Origin of the sequence: Anaerocolumna jejuensis DSM 15929 (assembly GCF_900142215.1) — a bacterium.
Classification (GTDB): domain Bacteria; phylum Bacillota; class Clostridia; order Lachnospirales; family Lachnospiraceae; genus Anaerocolumna; species Anaerocolumna jejuensis.
Map to the genome: position 1 here is coordinate 1 of NZ_FRAC01000013.1, position 16,646 is coordinate 16,646.

The window sequence follows — 16,646 nt, forward strand, 5'->3', positions numbered from 1 at the left end:
AGCATGTGATGTTATATATAAAACAAGGTCTGAAAGCTTATCGCTAAGCCTTCAGACCGGCTATTATCATAGAAGATCAGCATTTACAGACTTTTATTCACACACTCTAAACAGTCTCCTCTTTGATATACTTTAAAAAACTTTAATGTAATCTAAGTTCTCCAGTTTCTGATATTTGATAAACTGTTCCAGTTTTTTTACCAAATTATCGATTAAATAACTGTATTGTTCTTCCATTTATTATACCAAAATGTATATCTCTTTAATTGTTCTTTAAAAAAGTTATCATTAAGTCCATCCCAGGAATTATTTATTTTTGTAGCACCTATAATTAGTCCAATAAACCATAATTGTCTTAATGCTGCAAAGGCGGGAATAGCAATAATTTCTGCTTGCGAAAGTATGCGAACCTCATTGTATCCCTTCAAATAATTTTTCCATTCGTCTGAATTAATAAACTCCTCATTTATGGTGGTCTCATCCCATAAATAGACACATAAATCATAAGCTCTGTAACCGATTCCCATACAGTCAAAGTCAAAAATCTGAGGAATACCATCGGTGGAATATATATTTCCACTATGCATATCTCCATGGCAATAACCATAGTATGGTGCTGTAGTAGGAATATGGCTTATTAGGTCATTCCAAATCTGCGTTGAGCTTTCTACTATAAATTGTGTATCCATTTCATTCATAGAACCGGCTTCAATAATACTTTTAAGTGGAAGTGAAATCAAGAGTTCATAAGATATATGTTGACGACTAATAATTAAGTTAACATCATCAGATGCTTTATGAATCTCAGCAGCAAGCTTCCCAAGATTATAGGTGCTAACTGTTTTGTCATTTTTTACTTCTTCGAAAAGAACCGCATATCGTTTTCCTTCGGGAGCATTAATCTCCCAAATATATGTTTCATCCAATTGTTTAACAGGTATACAGGTATTAATACCTCTCGCCCTTAATTGTAACATTACATTTAGTTCTTCCTCATAATCTTTTTTAGAAAAACGTACTGCGTGTGAAGTTCTTAAAAAATACCTACGGGTAGTTTCTTGGAGTAGATACACATCGTTCAAACCACTGCTCCATAAACGGCATTGCAATAGTTTTAAGCCATAGTTTAATTTGATTTCACTAAGTAGAGCATCCGGTGATAGTATTGATGATTGTATTGGGAAAAAAATCGAATCCATTTTTTCGTCTCCTTTGTTTTTTCTATATTAATTGTATGCCACCGCCTTTTCGTTGTCATTCTCGAAAACAGATAGATAAAAAAATAAGAAATCCACAATATTGAATAGATCAATACTGCGGATTTCATAACTACATGATGGAACTCATTTTACTAATTATACGATAAATACTTTTTTCTGAAAGAAAATATTTCTCCGATAATTCAGAAACACTTATCCCTTTTTGATGTAATGCAAAAATATTGCTATCTCTTATATCCAATTCCTGCCGATAGCCGCTTTTCATGCCCCATACCTTTCTTTTTTTATGCATAACTGGAATATAAAGGCATTCGCCGCTAACATATTTGTGGATTTGATTTATCAGTTCTGTAGGCAATACCTTTTCTGCGCTTATATAACTCATTTTTTCTCCTTTCAATCTTATTTGAAATAAGAAAAAACTAAGCAGCAATATTTCTACTCTGAGATAGAATCTTAAAGGTAACCCCTTCTTATAACATAATTTATCATATTTGTAGTTCTCCCTTTGATATGATTTTGTAAATAACACATCTACTATTATATCTTATTTAAAAATAATAACAAGAATAAATTTCCAATCAGTGACAGTACTATTTCTTTTAAGAGAGCATTTCTTAAAACATGCAGCAATACTTGTGGAGGGGGATATGACAAAGATTGATTTTATTCCAGAGTTTAGATGTTAGAATTTAAAAAATGGTTAATATAGCGGAATTATAGAAAGATTGTATTAAAATTGCAAGTGTAAATGTTTTTATGAATAATAATTTGGAAAAAATATTGTACATTGTATTTAATTTCTCACCAGTGAACTGCAGCAGCACAGGCAGTATTAAATAATAAATAAATTCAAATTTCAACGTTTTTCAATGGATTGACTTAGGTTAGGCTGTATTGAATAACAGCGAAGAAATATAGGGCACCCCATCATATAATGTGGTAGGGTGCCATTTATTTCGTGCTATTGTTAATTATATAGGCATGTGCTAAAATTACTTGATACTAAAACTTGACAAAATATAACACACTTGTTATATTTTAGGTGGATTTAAATATTTTTATTTAGTAAATAGGAGGAGAATTTTATGAGAGAAGTATGTTCTAGTAAGAGAGTAGTAATGAAAGTCATGGTATTAGTAATGGTTTTATGTTTCAATATGGGTATTTTACCGAGTATGACTAGTATACAAAGTAATGTAGTAGTTACGGCTGAGGCAGCTACAGCAGGGCAGAAAAATGCATTAAAAGCAGCTAAAGATTACTTACATTCTATGTCATTTTCGAAGAAAGGTTTGATTGAGCAGCTTAAATTTGACGGCTATTCAACAAAGGAAGCAAATTATGCAGTAGAGAATTGCGGTGCAAATTGGAAGAAACAAGCAGTAAAGACAGCAAAAAGTTATTTAGATACTATGTCATTCTCTAAAAAAGAATTGATGGAACAGTTGGAGTTTGATGGCTTTACAAAAAGTGAGGCAAAGTATGGTGTAAGCAAAGCATACAAATAAGAAGTATCACGTTATTATTACTTAGTATATAGAAATAATTCATCACTATGATTTCATTGAAGTCAGCACAGGCAGTATTAAATAATAAATAAGATGAGATTTTCTCTGAGAGAAGAACGTAGTTTTTCTTGAGAATAAGTTAGAGACCCTTAAATTGACCGAAAAGTTGATATAAGGGTCTCTTTTTGCTATACTTTAAAAACTTTTATGTAACATGAAGTTTTCTAAATGGGGTATTTAAGTGATTTTGAGAAAAAACTATGCTGAAGGAAATTGCGAGAGAATTCCATAAAAAACTAAAAAATTATATAATTATGAAAGATAATCGTTATTAACATCGTATTATAAGTGAAAGGGGATGATTACAATAGAATATATTATGACTGGAGACACAATGGAACAATATAGAGCTTACAGTAATTCTGAAATTGAATACCTGTTAAACAAATATGGTAATACAGTGTACCGCCTTGCTTTGATGAAAACGAAACAAAAGGAAAAGGCTGATGATATCTTTCAGGATGTCTTTATTAGATTGATCGGGTTAAGGAATCGATTGGATGGCGATGAACATATGAGAGCATGGATGATTAAAACAACCTTAAATTGTTGCAGAGATCTATGGAAATCCGCATGGAATAGACATGTAGTATATGAACAGATGGATGTTGAAGTCCGTGATGAAGAACCAGAAGTGAAAAATGATATACGTATGGAAGATATCATGTTAATGTGGATGGAAGGTTTGCATTAGAAGGTTTCAGTCAGGATTTATTGGGATATGGTACGTCAGAAGATGAGAAATATGATTCTGTATACGAATCATCAAATGGAATAAGGGCATATTTTGTGAAATCTGAGAGGAGTAATAAGATTGTTTTCAAGGCAGGAGATATTTTATATCAGGTTATCTCGAATGCACCAATAAAAGAACTGAAAAATTTGATAGATTCTTTCGAATATTAGAAAAGATGCGGTGCTCAAAGGATTTATGGAAGGAAATGTATTGCTCACTAGTGACCGCAGCAGCACAGACAGTACTCAACAATAGATAATAATTATCATTGAAAGCGGCTTGTGCTGTAGAGCACTAGGCTGTCCTTAATCAAAAGTAGGCAAATCTATTTGTTCGATTTTGCTATCGGATATTATGAGGCAAAAGTAATGGTAGAGTGCTTTTTTCGTTCAAAATTGAGATAAAAAAAGTCTTCTAGTCCGTGGTAGAAAGACATAATTTTAGTACATCTTAAACTAAAACGATATTCAAATTCTAGGTTGAATATATCCTAGATAGAGCGTATAATATTATCATAGAAAGGATGGTGTTATTATGAAAGTTGATTTAAACAATCTGATATCAATAACAGAAGCGAATCAGAATTTTTCTAAGGTAGCTCGTATGGTAGATGAAAATGGAGCAGCAGTTATTTTGAAAAATAATGCTCCAAGATATGTGATTATAGATTATAGTAAATTACAGGAAGATAAAATTGCTGATAATATAATGGTAGAGGAAGCAGCAATGAAATATCTTACTAAGTATGCAGATGCTTTTGAGGAATTAGCAAAATGACAAAGTTAAGTAAAGAACAAATCTTAACGCTACATTCAATGGTAATAAAGCAATCTGCCGGTCTAGATGGTGTCAGAGATAATGGATTACTTGATATGGCACTACATGCACCTTTTCAAACGTTTGAAAGTACAGAGTTATATCCATCTATACAGAATAAAGCGGCTAGACTATCTTTCAGTATAATCAGTAATCATCCTTTTATTGATGGAAATAAAAGAATCGGTATCTTGGCTATGCTGGTTTTTATGGATGTTAATCAACTAGAGGTTAATTGTTCGAACCAAGATATTATTGAACTTGGTTTAGGAGCAGCCAGTGGAAAATACAATACGGATTTTATTATAGATTGGATTATTGCACACAGTGGCGAATGATAATTTTATTATAAAAATGGCGGATACCTTAAACGGGAACCCGCTATTTTTTTAGTTGAACTTTCATTATAGTATACTAAATTTGGTCAGTTGGTCTTAGCATAAACAACTAAAGGATTACTTGTTGGTCTTTTTTATTAACGTTTTTCTGTTAACAATAAATCTTGGATATAAAACGAAGATAAAAATAATTAATTTGGTAAAAATACATAAATAGAAGTAAAAAAAATGCGTCAAGAAGTAAAAATATAACATTTATGTTCTGAATAGATAATTATATAATGAGAAGCGAAAGAGATAATTTAATGAAAAAACAAAATTTATGCCAACTTTTTTAGCTATTGTGCTTATACTACTGTTGATGACAGCATGTAGTAAGAATTTGCACATTGAATATCCGCGGCGCATGGTTAAATGAGCGGTAGATAACAGGTATGAAAATGTGATTTGAACTAAACTGACATTCGGCAGAAAGCCAAATGATTCAAAGCTTTATCGAGTCAAATCATATTAACATAAATAAAAAAATTTTATGAGGAGGGGCACTATGAAAAAGATTATCTCATTACTGCTGGCTGTGGGGATGCTCGTATCTCTCGTAGGGTGCGGGAAAAATTCCACAACCCAAGCACCTGCCACAACCGAAACACCTGCCACAACCGAAACACCTGCCGCAACCAAAGCACCTGCTGAAACCTCGAGTAAGCCTACAGACCTAACTATGTGGTGTATAGCAGTAGAGAGCGATTCAAATCGCCATGCTTATGAAACTGCTATTGCTGATTTCCAGAAAGCTCATCCGGAAATCAATCTCAAATGGGAAGCTACCCAAAACCAGGATTATAAGACAAAGATTAAGGCTGCTGCCGCAGCAAATGAACTGCCAGATATCTTCTTCACATGGGGAGGCGGTTTCCTTAGAGAATTTGTTGATGCTAATCGTGTTTATTGCTTAGATGATGCCTATGCTAATTATTCTTCTGAATTGCCAGATAAAGTGCTGACAAATCACAAATATGACGGCAAGCTTTATGGCGCACCAACAAATTACAATGTCGTTGCTATGTTCGCTAATATGGAGCTTCTCAAGCAAGCAGGTTACGATAAAGTTCCTGGTACATATGAAGAACTGATGGCTTGCTGTGACGCTCTTGTTAAAAAGGGAATTATTCCTTTTGGCTGTTCAGGGAAAGAGACCTGGTGTGTTACCGAGTATCTTGAGTCTATTATCGAGAAGAGCGTTGGTGCTTCCGCACTTACCGATATGTATCTTGGCAAAGCTTCATGGAATAACGAGGGTGTTGTCAAGGCAGTTGACAATTTCCAGGAAATGATTAAAAAGAAGTATTTTGATCCGGAAGGAATTGCTCTTAGTAATGACGAGGTTAAAGCAAACTTTATAGCAGGAAAGTACGCTTTCTATGTTAATGGTACATGGAACTGTGCAAGTTTTGTTGATATTGCGGATAAGGTTCAGATTGCTGAATTCCCAGTTATTGATTCTACCAAGTCTCAGCTGGGCGAGCTCATTGGTGGCCCCAGTGATTCACTTGCTGTTTCAGCTACTTCGAAGAATCCTGAGATTGCTGCAAAGGCCGCATTTGAACTTGCTAAGGGCGTATGCCACTATGGTTACCTTGATGGTAACGGACTTCCGGCATGGAAGGTTGATTATGACACAAGCAAACTCAACAAACTGACACTGGCAGTCGCTGATATTATGAATAATTCAAAACAGAGTGTTCTGTTTGGTGACGGTATTCAGTCTGCTGATAATGCAAACATTTATCTTGACTATGTTAACCAGATTTATGCTTCTGCAATTGATGGTAAGACATTTGCTGAAAGTCTTGATAAAGACCTTAAAAAATAATTCTGGGAAGTATATGATTTAAGAAAAATGAATGAGAGCCGATAAGCCATCAGGCTCTGATTCAATAAAAAAGGAAGCGGTTTCCCAACGATTGTCTGGATCAAAATCATCTGGGAACCGCTTCTTATCTATTAGGGAAGGAATCAAGATGAAAAAACTATATAGTAATAAGCTGACAATTATTCTTTTTATTCTCCCTGCGCTGCTACTTTTTCTTCTCATTCTTGTTGCTCCGATATTTATATCGGGCTATTACAGCTTTTTTGATTGGAACGGCTTTGGAAAAAAGACTTTCATTGGAATGGAAAATTATGGGGAACTGTTTACCAGCAACTCAATAGGCTTTGTGAAGGCTCTGGGCAATGCGCTGCTTTTGGCACTGCTTTCAGTAGCAGTTCAATTGCCTCTCGCGCTGGGGCTTGCACTTCTTCTCGGTAAGGGAAGAAAGGGGGAACGAGGTTTCCTTTCAATTTATTTTATGCCTGTTCTTATATCGACTGTTGTTATCGGTCAGCTCTGGCTAAAGATTTACAATCCATCCTACGGTTTACTTAATGTAGCGCTGAGATCTCTTGGTCTGGATAGTCTGGCAAAGATCTGGCTTGGAGAAAAAACTACCGCACTCGGTGCAGCTTTCGTACCTATTTTATGGCAGTATGTCGGTTATCATATGTTGTTGATGTATGCCGGTATCAAGAGTGTTCCGCCCGAGTATCGTGAGGCAGCAATGATTGATGGAGCAAGAGAGGGACAGGTAAACCGTTATATTATTTTACCGTACATAAAGCCTATATTGAAGATAAGCACTATCTTTGCTGTTACAGGCTCCCTGAAGTCTTTTGACTTAATCTATGTATTAACAAATGGCGGACCGCTACACGCAACGGAGGTGCCCAGTACACTGATGATAAGTATGTTGTTCCTGCGTAATAGATATGGTATGGGTAGTACGATTGCTTTCCTTCTCATCATTTTATGCTTCACATTTGCTTTGATTATTGGCTGCATATTTAGAGATAAGGAGGATTAACAACATGAAAAACGATGATATCTTTCTAAATCAAAATAAGAAATCCATAACCCAGGGTAATTCCTTCCTGAATAAAGGAGGCAAGGGCAAAGAAATTTGGGTATATATAATATTAGGTATCTGGGCACTTATTAACCTGTTCCCTGTCTATTGGATGTTTACCTTCTCACTCAAGAGTAATGAGGAAATATTCGGAGATAATGTTGCCGGTCTTCCGAAAGAGTGGCTGTGGTCAAACTATGAAAAGGCAATGGGTGTTGGACATATTGGTAAATATTTCTTAAATAGTACCATTATTGCCATTGTGACCATTGCAATAGTTATGCTGTTTTCACTTATGGCAACCTTTACCCTGACAAGATTTATTTGGAAGGGAAGGAAGCGAATGAACGCATTTTTTATGCTTGGTTTGACGATACCTATTCATGCGGCAATTGTGCCTATCTATGTCACACTTTCAAAACTGCATTTACTCAATTCTTATTTGTCTCTTATTATTCCCTACGCTGCCTTTTCATTAGCGATGGGGATACTTATTTGCACAGGCTTTATGCAAGAATTGCCCATGGATCTCGATGAAGCAGCATGTATCGATGGCTGCGGTGTATGGGGGATTTTCTTCCGAATTATAGTACCGCTGATGAAGCCGGCTGTGGCAACAGTGTCAATTTACACGTTCCTGCAGTGCTGGAACGAGCTGATGTTTGCGAACGTCTTTATTAGTGATTCTGCACACAAAACACTGCCTGTCGGTGTGCAGGCCCTTTCAGGACAGTATACGACGGATTGGGGGCCTATAGGTGCGGCGTTGGTTTTAGCAACATTCCCGACGCTCATATTCTACGTATTCTTTAGTAAGAAAATACAAGATAGCTTCATTGCTGGAGCAATCAAGGGCTAGTGATAAGCTAATATTTTGTATCAGATGGGTTTCGGGCTTTGTTTAAATAGCTTTATACTTAACAGAGTCGGAAACCTTTTGTTTTATGTTACTTTTTACAGCCCAGCCAAATTCCACTGCTATGTATCCTGATTTTGAATGCACTATGTTGAAAATAAATAGTAGATGTGATACGATAACGTATGGTAAGGAATGTAATAATATGGTAAAAATAGAATTTATATACATGATTGAGGTGTAGAAATGAGGCATGGCGGCAAAAGGTTAAAACGCGATATTAAAATGTCGCTGCAGCAAACGATCCTGTTAATGCTTTTTATTCTGCTGTTATTTTTCTGTATGATGTTTATGATAGCAACCTCTATCATAATCAAGAAAACTGAAGATGATTTCAAAATAAGAACATCGGAAACGGCGGTCAATAATGTGGTTTCCACCATCAAAGCAAGTTTGGTGAACTACAATTATTTATCACGTCTGATCATGGTCAATGATAGAGTCGTGGGATTTTTAAAAGCGGAAGAAATAGATAGAGATAAGATATATGAAGCACGAAGTAGTATATCTGAAATACAAATTTTGTATAGCAATATTGATTCGGTATATATCTTGCGTAACGATGGTGAGCATGTAAGTACAGGAATAGGTGATTATTCTATCGATATGAACAGCTCAGAGCGTTCTGATATATTGGATGCACATGGTACCACAGTTTTTTCAATTAATGGCAACGGTACGTTTATAAAAATGGGCGGTAAGCCATTGCTTACTATGTCGCGCGCAGTATACGATATTAATTCACAAAAGCTCTTGGGGATCCTTAGAATGAACATATCAAGTAATGTATTTGATGATACATTTACGCTGCAGAATTCCGGCGGTATGTGTATACTTGATAGCTATGGTACACTTCTATGTGGTAATAAAGAAATTGGCTCATTGTATGATAGTGATTACAATAGTGAAAGTATGGTATATAAGAATATTCGCTTGGGTGGTGAGAAGAAGACTCTAACCGGTAGACTGGCAGTAAAGCCATTGGTTGTTTTGTGTGCGAGCGGCAAGGGCGCAGAGGCACTACCGCGGGATACGATATATGCGCTGATGTTGACTCTGACAGCATTTATCCTGTCGTTCATGGTATGTGCTTGGTTTATTACAGTTAATATTGCACGGCCTATCAGAAATCTGAGTGCAGCAATGGAACGCACGAGGTCATCTGGGTGGCTTAAGAAGATTGATACCGAAATGCCAAACAATGAAATTGGCAGGTTGGCTGAAAGCTACAATAGCATGATAGAATATCTTAACCAACTGTTCAATCGCCAGCTGGAGGATGAAAAGAATGTGCAGAAAGCGGAAATGCGTGTGCTCCAGGAGCAGATAAAGCCACATTTTCTTTATAATACGCTGGAAACTATCAGCTATATGGCAGTGCAGGAGAATGCATGTAAAGTACATGATGCACTGGAGACACTGGGTAGCTTTTACCGCAATTTTCTTAGCAAAGGTGATCGTGAGATACCACTACAGCGTGAGCTGCGTATTACACAGGATTACCTCTCCCTGCAAAAGATGCGGTATGGAGATATATTTGAGGATGAATATATCCTTGACGATACCACGCTCAATTACATGGTACCTAAGCTAATTCTTCAACCGCTTGTGGAAAACTGTATCTACCATGGAGTGCGCCCCAAGGGAGAAAAGTGTGTTATTCGTATTACCATCCGCATGGAAGAGGGTGGTTTGTACATAATTGTGTATGATTCTGGCGTTGGTATGAGTACCGAGCAGATAAAGAACGTGCTGGAGGCAAGCAGGGAGGATGACATAAAGATACTGTCAGGCTTCGGTCTGCGTGGCACCATCAATCGGATTCGCTATTACTATGACTATGATAACGTAATACAGATACGCAGTGAGCCGGGCGAATATACAGAAATTGAAATATACATTCCTAAGATGAGGGAAATGAAAACAGAGGGGGGGAAATCATGTACCGAGTTATGATTATTGACGATGAGACGTCTGCTCGCAGGCTGCTACAGGTATCCGTAGATTGGCAATCATTTGATATGGAATTGGTGGGTGAGGCGGCCAGCGGTATAGAAGCTATTAACATCATTGATGATTTGCGGCCGGATATTGCTTTTGTTGACATTTCCATGCCTTTTATGAATGGAATAGAATTCACACAAATAGCAAAGATGCGATATAGAGACTTGGTGATTATCATTTTGACCGGATTTGATGATTTTGAGTATGCACGTCAGTGTATTCGTCTGCAGGTGGTAGAGTATATGCTGAAACCAATTGTTCGGCAGGAGTTGACCGAGGTGTTAACCAAAATAAAGGAAAATCTGGATAAATACAATACTCGTACACAGGAGATTGGACCAGATATTACTCCATCTGTGATTGGGCAGATAACGCAGTATTTACGTGAAAATTTTACGGATTCCAGCATCAATCTAACCTCTGTGGCGCAGCAATTTGGATTTAATCCGAGCTATCTTAGCCGGAAATTTAAACAGGAAACAGGAGAGAGCTTTGTGGAATTTCTTATCAAGTGCCGGATGGAACGGGCGATTGGGTTAGCCAGAACAAGTATGAAGATGTTCTATACGGCCAATGCTGTCGGAATCCCTGACCCGAACTACTTCGGACGCTGCTTCAAAAAATATTCGGGCATCAGCTATTCGGAATATGTCAGCTTGCATACCTCGCAGTAAACTTTTTTCATATTTAGTTACATACAAGGGGATAGGATATAAGCTTAAAAAACCCTTCCTGAACCGTCAAAGTACAGGGAAGGGTTTTTACATTAGCGGCATATCAAATAAATTTACACGGAGGTTTATCTCGTTTTTATATCGATAAGGGACTGGGGAACGAGAGATGTGTCAAGAGCTGGTCTTCGATTTTCTCTGTATGTCCATACCTCTAAGTCATACTCAAAATATTCTAAAGTTTGAGGAGATTTATTTTTCGATAATTCACCATTGAGCTTTACATTTTTACAGTCTTTAGAGGCTTTCATAATGTGCCACTCCTTATTATAGTAAACAATATTAGCATAGGTAGAGAAATGTGTGTTCCAAAATTGATTAATACCCTGGGGTAAGATTGTTTCACATGGCAGACCGGCAGCTCTCATCATAGCGACAGTAAGATTGGAGAAGCCATAATCAATCATTACTTTCCCTTTAAATGCAGCATATGTTTTATCTGCTCGTGGATCATAATGTTCTGACATAATATAGAACATACCATAGTCGGTTATGGATAAACCGTCTAAGTTATAGTAGCATTCTGATATAATCCATTTATAAATGCGTTGTGCTTTTTCTCTGTCACTGGTGGCCCCCTTCGTAATGGAAGCGGCTTTCTTTTTTATGGCAGTCCATTGCTTATCCGTAAGGTCTTTAGGTTTTGCTTTGGCAGCTTTCAGATATTTCTTTGTGCTAATTGAACGAAGGTATTTTTCAGCCGGCCGGTAATAATTACTTTTAGAGAAAACATGTTGTTCATTAAATGCAAGGTTACCATCAGTGTCTTTTGCCTTTTTATATAAGGTTAAAGATTTTTGAGGAACCTTTACATAAGGACTCGAAAAATATGGGGATACTAAAGGCGGCTTAGCTCCTTTGAATACAATAAAGGGTATTTCATTCAGATAATCATCTATTCTTTTAATTGTCTTCGGAAAAACTACCTTTTTAATGGAGACATATCTGGGAATAGCCCCATCAATAATGTGTTCTACCCCTTCTTTAACAGTTAGTGTGCTCATATCAGATACATTAAACAAGTAGGCAGTTTTTCCATCATAGCTGTATAGATTATTATTTTCTGTTTTCAGGTATTTGCTGTCCTTGGAAACACTTATCTTTTTCACAGTCGTATAATCAAAGGCATTGTTGCCAAGCTTTTTTACGGAGGCAGGAATATTCAAGGTGAGATTTTCATAATTGTCAAAACAATGATCTGTGATTTCTGTAACAGTATCCGGCAATACTAAATTCAGGTTTTTTAATTTACCTGCACCGGAAATGGATGTAATGACATAGCTATAATCATCTGATTGGAAGACAGATGGCAGTGTAAGTGTTTTACCGGATACATCCAATGCCTTATTTTCAACAGAGATTGAAGTGACTCGAGCTTCACTGGGGGTATCTTCATTAATACGAAGTATGCTTGTAGTTAATTTGTAAGGCGTGCCATCACTGAAGGTGCCTTCATAAGATGGAGTACCACCTATGTAATGATAGTATTCCTTTCCATTGATTGTTACAGATGCATCAGCAGCTTCTATGTTAAATAAAAAAATAGTTATTAAACTGAAGCATACAAATAGATTTGATAATAGCACTTTTTTGATTTTCATGCTTATTGTCTCCTGTCTTTGGTGTAATAAATTCTTTCAAATAGCTAATGTTCTAATTATACTGATAAAATGTTAAAAAATCTACAAATTAATTCCTTTTTGTCACATACTAAGGTATAATGGAAATAATGCTTTCACGCTGCAATAATTTCAGTTTATGCAGTAATGGGAATACGCAATTTTGTGAGAAAGGCTTGGTTATTAATATGAAAAAAAGACTAATTATGTATTGTTTATTAATGATTATTTTGGCGTTTTCAGTAAAGAAAACTCTTGCGGCAGAAAATGCCGATTATTTTACAATTGGCGGGTATGTCGGCTTAATGGAATCATATGCAGGGGAGAGTATAACGGATGATGAGCTGTCACACAGCGATGCTTTCATTACAAAAGCAGAAGCAGCTTATTACACAAACATTACATATGAGAATACATACGGTACAAGTTATGATGATAAACTATATAATCAGGTCAAAGAGAATGGACGAATATCGGATTTAAATAAGATAGATGTAAGTTACCGCGATTCCGTAGTAAAATGTTTTATACGAGGAATAATGGTAGGTGATTCTGAAGGGGCATATACCCAAAGCAGAAAATTTAAGGGTAAAGACTTTTTAAGTGTCAAGGAAGGCAAAAATATATTGAAATGCTTGAAAGATGAAAAGAGCAGAAGGAAAATAAGTTCAGATGGCCAGTTAATCAGAACAACAAAATTGCCCAGAAATTATGCTGATTTTCCTTATATATTAGAGGCCTTTCCTAACGGGTTTTATGAAAAAAAATTTGAATTTATGAGTTATCTTTCCAACCCGGTAAAAGATGTGAGACAAAAAACAATGAGCGAAATTATTCGCTCAAAAGGATGTCTTCCTGTAAAAGGAGCAGAAGGCTGGTATAAATCGAAAAAAAGCTTATTTGGTATTAATACCTTTCAAACACCTGCTGACATAAAAAAAGGTTCAGAAAGTTATTACGACTTCAGTGATGATTATGAGTATAAATATACGCTCTGGAACAGTGAAAATGAGGCACTAAGATTAAAATGGGCTCATTTAGTGGAAGATTATATTAATCATAAATATAGCGTAAATTACAAGACAATTGATAAAAAATGGGATAAGGAAATGGGGAAATTAATTGGTATTTCCTCTGGCTCTAATGACTTAAAACAATATATAAAGAACGTGAAAGCCAACAAGGTTATAATTGAATTAAAACAAGTAACAGTTGAGCCCTCAACCTTATATAACTATGATGGCTATTATATGAGAGCCTATGTGAAATACCGCGTAAAATCTGCAAATAGCCTGAAAGATCTGTCGAAGGTGTTTTTAAAAGATTACAGTGGAAATGCTGAAATAAAGGTTAAAAACCTGAAAAAAGGTAAGTGGATGGAAATGATTATTGATATCCGATATGGTACAAATATAGTAAAAACGAATGCCACCCTAAATGATATCGAGGATTATTTTGTAGTATCTAAAGGAGTCTATGACTATGATGCTAATTTATATGGTAAGATGCAGGCACCGGTTTCAGGTTATAAAATGGCTAAAGTAAATAGCGGCGAATATAAGGGAAATTATAGATGGGTTTTAAAGTAACAAATAAAAGAACAATGTAAATTGCTCATCAGTGAAACGCAGCAGTACAGACCATTGTGAATCAGGCAACTGGTTGAAAACTTAAGTTAGACTGTTATTGAATACCGAATAACAAATATATATTCGCACCCTATCAGAGATGGTAGGGTGCTTTTGTGATTGAGCTAACAATAAAATGTGCTTCTGTGCCAGGTAAATGGACAGATAGGAAAGTTTTGACTATAATACAAACAAATATAAAAAATGTTTATTAATGAATAGACAAAATGCTAATAATGTTGTACAATATCTGTGTAGTATAATGAAGGAGTGATGATTTGGAAAATAAAATTTTTTTTTGGAATTCATCAGTTAATGAGATAGTAATGGGGTATAAGGAAAGCAAAGAAGCTTATCAATGCACATTTTGTGAAAGTAAATTTGAAAAAGGGCGTATTTTCACTATGAATGATACGCTATATGATGCTTTTGGCGCGGTAAATCAACATTGTAAAGCAGAGCATGGCTTTACTGCGGATTATTTATTAAACCAGGAACCTTCAATTCTGGGTATTTCCGAGATACAGCAGCAGATATTGAAACTGATGTCAGAGGGCAGAGATGATAAAACAATCGCTAATATTGTTGGAATAGCTCCATCCACTGTGAGAAATCATCGTTTTAAGCTAAGAGAAAAAGAAAAGCAGGCAAAACTTTTTCTGGCTTTAATGCAGTCTCTGGAGGATAAGACCAGCCGATCCATTAACCAATCGGACGCTGGTGTAATTGAAGAAATACATCAATCGGCTACCATGATTGATGACAGATACAATATCACAGATGATGAAAGGGAAAAAGTAATTAAGGCATATATGAATGTGAATGGTGCTTTGATTCAATTTCCGGCAAAAGAAAAGAAAAAGATCATTATACTAAGAGAAATAATGAAGAATTTTAAACCTAACCTAGATTATCAAGAAAGAGAAGTTAACAGGATTTTAGAAAGAATCTATAATGATTATGCTACATTACGCAGAGCATTAATAGAATATGGTTTTTTTGACCGTTCAGATGATTGCAGCGTGTACAGGGTTAAAGATTAGATAATTAGGATAAAAAATATTTAGTATTCTTGGAGGTTGATAGGTTGAAAAATAAATAGCAATTTTCACCCTATGTATAAAAGAATATCAAATATTTGATATTCACGAAAGGAGTTAAAATGAGATTACCCGATAGATGGAGAACAGAAAGATTGATTATACGCAGTTCAGTTTTAGAAGATAGCAGAGAACTCAATCGTATATGTGCATCATGGAAAGATAAAATATATGTGGAAGGTGAAGGATTTTCTGATGATTTTATAGAAAATTGTATTATGAATGGAGATCTGCCGCCTATAGAGAATGCGGATATATCTAATTTTTATATGATGACAATTCAGGATGCAAATGGGCAGATAATCGGTTTCTTTAATTTATATCACGGTTATCCGAATAAGGATACATTGTGGATAGGTATTTTTGTTATAGATTCTGAATTTCAGGGAAAGGCTTTTGGGCAGGAGGTAATAAAAGCTATTTGTGATGAATGTAAAAAGCTGGAATGCAAATCAATTGGTCTTGGAGTATATTTAAAAAACTGGAAAGGCCTTCGTTTCTGGAATAATAATGGCTTTAACATTATCACAGGTGTTTATGGTGATAAAGAATATAGTGAAAGTAATTTTTCTTTGATGGGATTGCGCAAAGAGATCTGCTAATAGTTATGTCATAAGATTATTTCCGTGCAGTATTTTATAATATATGAAGAATGGTAATTTAGAATTTTGTAAGGAAATTGCTTGATGACTTCAAAGTAATGGATTAAAATACAAATACATTTGCCATGATTAGGTGAAAACAGCCAGGGTAAAAATTATAGATGAATTAGAACCAAAAATAAATCTCATTATATATTGCTGACTGTTCAGGGTCTAAATAATTTCAATATACAGAAAGGCAGTCCTTTAGGGCTGCTTTTCGCTATATAGAGTCGGTTAGGAGAGGAAAGCCTATACATAGGTACATAATCTTATAAATTAATCTTTTGAAATTCTGATTTATCCATATATTCCTATACTATCCCATTATTCAACTTAATTACCATTAATTAGAAAATATTAGTTGATTTTTTCCATTAT

General features: G+C 35.5%; 16 protein-coding genes. 13 read left to right on the forward strand and 3 right to left on the reverse strand.

What is annotated here, in order from left to right:
- Positions 1-212 precede the first annotated feature (212 nt).
- The gene (locus tag BUB77_RS13370) at positions 213-1,199 is read right to left on the reverse strand and encodes a phosphotransferase enzyme family protein (protein WP_073276714.1); all 987 of its coding nucleotides are present in this window, start codon (positions 1,197-1,199) and stop codon (positions 213-215) included.
- Between the two features lie 130 nt (positions 1,200-1,329).
- Positions 1,330-1,605: a CD3324 family protein gene (locus BUB77_RS13375; RefSeq protein WP_073276716.1), complete on the reverse strand. Its 276-nt coding sequence runs from the start codon at positions 1,603-1,605 to the stop codon at positions 1,330-1,332.
- Between the two features lie 703 nt (positions 1,606-2,308).
- Here BUB77_RS13375 and BUB77_RS13380 point away from each other — a divergent pair.
- From BUB77_RS13380 to BUB77_RS13425, 10 genes are all read left to right on the forward strand, one after another.
- Positions 2,309-2,731: an Ltp family lipoprotein gene (locus BUB77_RS13380; protein WP_084124210.1), complete on the forward strand. Its 423-nt coding sequence runs from the start codon at positions 2,309-2,311 to the stop codon at positions 2,729-2,731.
- Between the two features lie 358 nt (positions 2,732-3,089).
- Positions 3,090-3,485: an RNA polymerase sigma factor gene (locus BUB77_RS13385; protein ID WP_084124212.1), complete on the forward strand. Its 396-nt coding sequence runs from the start codon at positions 3,090-3,092 to the stop codon at positions 3,483-3,485.
- Complete coding sequence (locus BUB77_RS13390) at positions 3,464-3,697, forward strand: hypothetical protein (protein WP_073276720.1); 234 nt, start codon at positions 3,464-3,466, stop codon at positions 3,695-3,697. The genes BUB77_RS13385 and BUB77_RS13390 overlap by 22 nt, the downstream gene beginning before the upstream one ends.
- A gap of 364 nt (positions 3,698-4,061) precedes the next feature.
- On the forward strand, positions 4,062-4,304 hold the full coding sequence (locus tag BUB77_RS13395) for a type II toxin-antitoxin system Phd/YefM family antitoxin (protein ID WP_073276722.1): 243 nt from the start codon (positions 4,062-4,064) through the stop codon (positions 4,302-4,304).
- Positions 4,301-4,681 carry a type II toxin-antitoxin system death-on-curing family toxin gene (locus BUB77_RS13400; RefSeq protein WP_073276724.1) on the forward strand — a complete coding sequence of 127 codons (381 nt, stop codon included), beginning with the start codon at positions 4,301-4,303 and terminating at the stop codon, positions 4,679-4,681. The genes BUB77_RS13395 and BUB77_RS13400 overlap by 4 nt, the downstream gene beginning before the upstream one ends.
- Before the next feature lie 547 nt (positions 4,682-5,228).
- Positions 5,229-6,554, forward strand: a complete 1,326-nt coding sequence (locus tag BUB77_RS13405; protein ID WP_073276725.1) for an ABC transporter substrate-binding protein — start codon at positions 5,229-5,231, stop codon at positions 6,552-6,554.
- Positions 6,555-6,585: 31 nt separating this feature from the next.
- On the forward strand, positions 6,586-7,584 hold the full coding sequence (locus BUB77_RS13410) for a carbohydrate ABC transporter permease (protein WP_330392573.1): 999 nt from the start codon (positions 6,586-6,588) through the stop codon (positions 7,582-7,584).
- Between the two features lie 4 nt (positions 7,585-7,588).
- Entirely contained in the window at positions 7,589-8,485 is an 897-nt protein-coding gene (locus tag BUB77_RS13415; protein ID WP_084124214.1) for a carbohydrate ABC transporter permease, read from the forward strand.
- Positions 8,486-8,728: 243 nt separating this feature from the next.
- The gene (locus BUB77_RS13420) at positions 8,729-10,498 is read left to right on the forward strand and encodes a cache domain-containing sensor histidine kinase (protein ID WP_073276729.1); all 1,770 of its coding nucleotides are present in this window, start codon (positions 8,729-8,731) and stop codon (positions 10,496-10,498) included.
- A complete protein-coding gene (locus BUB77_RS13425; protein ID WP_073276731.1) occupies positions 10,483-11,220 on the forward strand; it encodes a response regulator transcription factor in 738 nt (245 codons plus the stop codon). The genes BUB77_RS13420 and BUB77_RS13425 overlap by 16 nt, the downstream gene beginning before the upstream one ends.
- A gap of 125 nt (positions 11,221-11,345) precedes the next feature.
- Here BUB77_RS13425 and BUB77_RS13430 read toward each other — a convergent pair whose 3' ends face one another.
- Positions 11,346-12,878 carry a leucine-rich repeat protein gene (locus BUB77_RS13430; protein ID WP_073276733.1) on the reverse strand — a complete coding sequence of 511 codons (1,533 nt, stop codon included), beginning with the start codon at positions 12,876-12,878 and terminating at the stop codon, positions 11,346-11,348.
- Positions 12,879-13,072: 194 nt separating this feature from the next.
- Between BUB77_RS13430 and BUB77_RS13435 the strand changes: the two genes are divergently transcribed.
- From BUB77_RS13435 to BUB77_RS13445, 3 genes are all read left to right on the forward strand, one after another.
- Positions 13,073-14,485, forward strand: coding sequence for a hypothetical protein (locus BUB77_RS13435; protein WP_139241181.1), 1,413 nt, complete (start codon positions 13,073-13,075; stop codon positions 14,483-14,485).
- Between the two features lie 317 nt (positions 14,486-14,802).
- A complete protein-coding gene (locus BUB77_RS13440; protein WP_073276737.1) occupies positions 14,803-15,567 on the forward strand; it encodes a DUF2087 domain-containing protein in 765 nt (254 codons plus the stop codon).
- 95 nt (positions 15,568-15,662) lie between these two features.
- The gene (locus BUB77_RS13445; RefSeq protein WP_139241182.1) at positions 15,663-16,226 is read left to right on the forward strand and encodes a GNAT family N-acetyltransferase; all 564 of its coding nucleotides are present in this window, start codon (positions 15,663-15,665) and stop codon (positions 16,224-16,226) included.
- The last annotated feature ends 420 nt before the right edge of the window (positions 16,227-16,646 follow it).